Origin of the sequence: Anaerorhabdus sp., assembly GCF_036657415.1 — a bacterium.
Taxonomy (GTDB): Bacteria; Bacillota_I; Bacilli_A; order Erysipelotrichales; family Erysipelotrichaceae; genus Anaerorhabdus.
Genome location: NZ_JAVXGL010000118.1, coordinates 1 through 4,470, shown reverse-complemented (window position 1 = coordinate 4,470; position 4,470 = coordinate 1). Strand labels below are relative to the sequence as shown.

The window sequence follows — 4,470 nt, the reverse complement described above, 5'->3', positions numbered from 1 at the left end:
GCTTTTAAATCAAGATGATCACTGCCTGCACAGTTCAATGAAATGTACTTTAATTCAGGATATGCTTCAACGAATTTCTTTCCTAAATCAATATCTGCACCCATAATGATGCCGCTTGGTTTTTCTGCTAATGATTGAACATAGCCAATCAATTTTTCTTCATCAAATCCTTTTCGATCTTTTTCTGCTAAGAGAATTGGTTCAAGACCTGCATTCACTAATGTGTCAAATGCTTCTTGTTCTTGTTCGAAAGAGAAAGAGACAATTAATACTTTTTTATTCACAGTTTCTCCTCCTATTTGTATTGTGGTAAATAATCTTTATGTTCTTCAATAAAATCTTCTACTAATTGTTCTGCTACTTTGTAATCAGTTACCGCCCCATCAAGCATCATTGCATCTGCCCAAAGTTTTTTATCACCTTTAAGTGCTGCTTCAACTGTTAAATCTACAGAAGTTAAGCGTTTGATAATAATATCTTTCATCGGCCCTTCAAATCCATTACATGTCATTGAACAGAATCCTAAACCAGTCGCAACCCCTGGAATTTCTAATACAGCATCATCTGCGATTCCTTTTACTGCACCATCATTTGGAATATTCACAGAGAAGATTTTTCTTTCATCTAAAATTAATGATTTAATCATTTCAACTAATTGTTCATGTTCACCATCTGCACGTTTGAATAAGTCTGCTTCAACTTCTTCGTCACCTTCGCCTTGATTTAACATATTGTTGTATGTTGTTTCTCCGCGTGCAATAACTTCTTCGATTGGGAATGCATCAATACCTAATTGGTGTCCATAGTATTCTCCATGTGGAAATCTTTCTGGGAAGAATTCTACCGCATGACGATCCACAACGGCTGGTAATCCTAAATATCTTTCAAACAATTCCCAAGAAAGTGGATTATCCATATGATTTGGAATTTCTTTATCTTCTAGTAATGGATTAAAGAAATTACGTACATGTGGATTCTTTTCATTTTCTTCTTTTTGTTTTGCTACAATATCCAATAATTCTTGACGAACATCTTTTCCATCGACACGAATATCATATAACCAAGTTAAATGGTTCAATCCACATCCAACTGTTTTTAAACGTTTTACATCAACACCTAACATTTTAGCTAAGTATTTTTCTCCATAGATAACTCCATGGCATAATCCAATAATTTTGACATTTGTTGCACGTCTTACAGCTGTAACAATTGCTGTCATTGGATTTGAATAGTTGAAGAAGTATGCATCTGGACAATACTTTTCTACATCTTTCGCAATTTCAATCATCACTGGAATCATACGTTGTGCTCTTGAAATTCCTCCTGGCATAATTGAATCCCCTACTGGTTGGTAGATTCCATATTTACGTGGAATTTGAACATCACGTTCCCACGCTCTACGTCCACCTACTGCAATCGTTGTAACAACGAAATCTGCACCCGGCAATAATTCTGTACGATCTGTTGATGAAGAAATTATGATATCTGCATTTTTTTGTTCAACCATCTTTTTCGCTAACTTTGTAATACCATCTAAGATTTGACCATTGATATCACATAATGCAATTTCCCATTTTCCAAATCCTGATTCAATAAAGTCTGCAATAAGACCTTTTGTAAATACCGCACTACCTGCACCAATTAAAACTATTTTTTTTCTTTCCATATTCTATCCTTTCAATCCAGCGAGTACCATCGCATCATTACATTCTTTTAAGAATTCTTTAAGTTGTTCCATTTGTTGTTCATACGAAGATTGATTAAACTTTTCTACATCTTCATTTTTCATAAATAATTTGATGAATTTTGGTTCATTGTTTGAGTAACTAAATTTATCTGATTGCTCTAAATTCTTATAGACTTTATCGAAATTACTTTGATTTGAAAACCAATCAATTTCAGCGAAGATTCCTGCTGGATTTTTCTTATAGCTATAAATTGCTCCAAAGTAAGCATAATATGTTTCTTTCTCATCATGATCACTTAGATAATAACGGAAGCCTGCTGCATATTGTCCAAAGTTATCTTTATCTTTGTAGTTCACTACAACCTTACTATGCTGACTATTTACTTCATTTAAAGCTGTATCAAATGCATTAATTAAATTTCTTGAATTATCTAAATTCTCAATCTTGAATGAAAATCCTTCATTACTTTCTGCCTCAACAATTGCTTCTGCACAATTTTGTACATACTCTTTGAGAGTTTGTATTTGTTCATTCTTAGATTGTGTTAGCATTGTTTCAAATGTTTGATCTGGCATAAATAATTTAAAGTATTCTTTTTCATCACGATTAATTTCAAATTCTTTTCTTGCTTGAATATTTTGCACAACTGTTGAATAAACATTTTGATTATTTTGTTCATCCAGCTCAACCATTAAACCTTTTCTTGTTGTTGGGAAATAGATTAATCCAATATGAAGATAAAATCCTGTACCCACTTTTTTATCAGTAACTTTTACACGTAATCCATACCAGTGTCTTCCAATGCAATCTCTTGCATCACGTTTTACTTCAAAGTCACATGTATTACTCTCAATTTTTTTGATTGCTTCTTCAAGGCAATCACCAAAGCGATGCATTGAACGAAGCGAGTCAATATTTATATTTAATTGTTCCATTCTATGCTCCTTTTTTTACCCATGGTGCATGCGGATTTTGTACACACAATTTCCCGCCACTGACTTCAATAAATGTTCCTGTCATGTAAGATGATTCACCCGATGCAAGAAAACTTACTGCTTTTGCTACATCTTCTGGTTCTCCTAAACGATGAAGAGCAATCGCTTGATTAAGTTCATCACTCTTTTCATTAATTACACCTTGTGTCATACCTGTCGCAATAACTCCTGGTATGAATCCATTAACACGAATTCCATACGGAGCAAATTCAGCTGCCATTGTTTTTGTTAAACTAACTACTGCTGCTTTACTTGCTGCATAAGCACCTGAACCAGCAGATGGTATTAAAGCTGCATAAGATGCTGCTTGTATGAGTACACCACCTGCATCTTTCATACAATTGAAAGCTGCCTTACTACATATGAATACTGATTTAAGATTAACTGAAATTGTTTTTTCAAAATCTTTTGTGCTCATATCTTTTAAGAATGCTTGTGGATATATTCCCGCATTGTTGATAAAGACATCACATTTACCATACTGATTCATCACTTTTTGAAACATTGTATTTACTTGATCTTCATTGCTGACATCAAGGGCAAATGTTTGAACATTTCCAAACTTGCTTAATTCTTCTTTTACTTGTATAAGTGCTTGTTCATTCAAGTCACAGATAAATACTTCTGCACCTTCTTGTAATAATTTCTTTGCAATCGCAAAACCAATTCCTTGAACTGAACCAGCACCAGTAATGCCTATTACTTTACCGCTGTGTTTCAACTCTATTCCTCCTCATCGATTACCATCGATGCTCCTTCATTTGCTGAACTTGCTAATTTTGCATATAGCCTTAATATTCCTGATGGAATTTCTTTTTTTGGTTTTACCCATTTTTGTTTTCTTTGGCTTAATGTTTCATCATCGACATGAAGTGTGATTTCTCCACATGGAATATTAATTGTAATTTCATCACCATCTTCAACCAAAGCAATAGGTCCGCATTCACTTGCTTCTGGTGAAATATGTCCAACAAAACATCCATTGTTTGTTCCAGAGAATCGTCCATCAGTAATGATTGCTGTTGACTCCGCTAAACCAAGTCCATAGAGATACTTCATGGCTTTGTACATCTCACGCATTCCCGGTCCACCCTTTGGTCCTTCATAACGAATAACAAGCACATCATTAGGTTGGATTTCTTTAGCTAAGATTGCTTCTTCTGCTTCTTCTTCTGAATTGAAACATTTCGCAACTCCTTTAAAAAGATGCATTTCTTTTTTTATTGCTGAAGGTTTTGTGATTCCTCCATTAGGAGCTAAATTACCTTCCACAATCGCAATACCACCAAATGTTGAGAATGGTTCATCTATCGTTTTAATAACTTCACGATTAATTTTTCCATATGTTTTTTTATTTAGTTCTTCTGCTAATGTATTTGAAGAGACAGTCATAACTTCAACATTTAATTTTTCTTCAATTTCTCTCATTACTTGTGGAATACCACCTGCATGATAGAAATCTTCCATGTTGTATTTTGATGCTGGATTTACTTTGGCAACAAGCGGTGTCGATTCACCAATTTTTTTGAATTTATCTAACATCACTGTGCTACTTATTCCTAACTCTCTAGCGATGGCTAGAAGATGTAATACACCATTGGTTGAACCACCTGTTGCATTCAATACACGAATTGCATTCTCAAGTGATTTTTCATTTATAATGTCACGACTTGTAATGCCCTTATTTACTAGATTGACAATAGCTTCTCCTGAAGCAGCTGCCATTCTTGTTCTTTCTGCATAAACTGCTGGAATAAGTGCTCCTCCAGTTAATACCATACCTAGTG

General features: G+C 34.3%; 5 protein-coding genes. All 5 read right to left on the bottom strand.

The annotated features are described in order from the left end of the window. The coding region (locus tag RSB60_RS10970) for a hypothetical protein (RefSeq protein ID WP_332616334.1) at positions 1-284 on the bottom strand (284 nt) is incomplete at its 3' end. An 11-nt stretch (positions 285-295) separates the two neighbouring features. Next, the gene (locus RSB60_RS10965) at positions 296-1,666 is read right to left on the bottom strand and encodes a family 4 glycosyl hydrolase (RefSeq protein WP_323382121.1); all 1,371 of its coding nucleotides are present in this window, start codon (positions 1,664-1,666) and stop codon (positions 296-298) included. A gap of 3 nt (positions 1,667-1,669) precedes the next feature. After that, positions 1,670-2,623, bottom strand: a complete 954-nt coding sequence (locus RSB60_RS10960) for a hypothetical protein (RefSeq protein WP_323382122.1) — start codon at positions 2,621-2,623, stop codon at positions 1,670-1,672. A 1-nt stretch (position 2,624) separates the two neighbouring features. After that, positions 2,625-3,404, bottom strand: coding sequence for an SDR family NAD(P)-dependent oxidoreductase (locus RSB60_RS10955; RefSeq protein ID WP_332616331.1), 780 nt, complete (start codon positions 3,402-3,404; stop codon positions 2,625-2,627). A 2-nt stretch (positions 3,405-3,406) separates the two neighbouring features. Then, a partial coding sequence (locus tag RSB60_RS10950; RefSeq protein ID WP_332616329.1) for a dihydroxy-acid dehydratase domain-containing protein occupies positions 3,407-4,470 on the bottom strand: 1,064 nt, incomplete at its 5' end.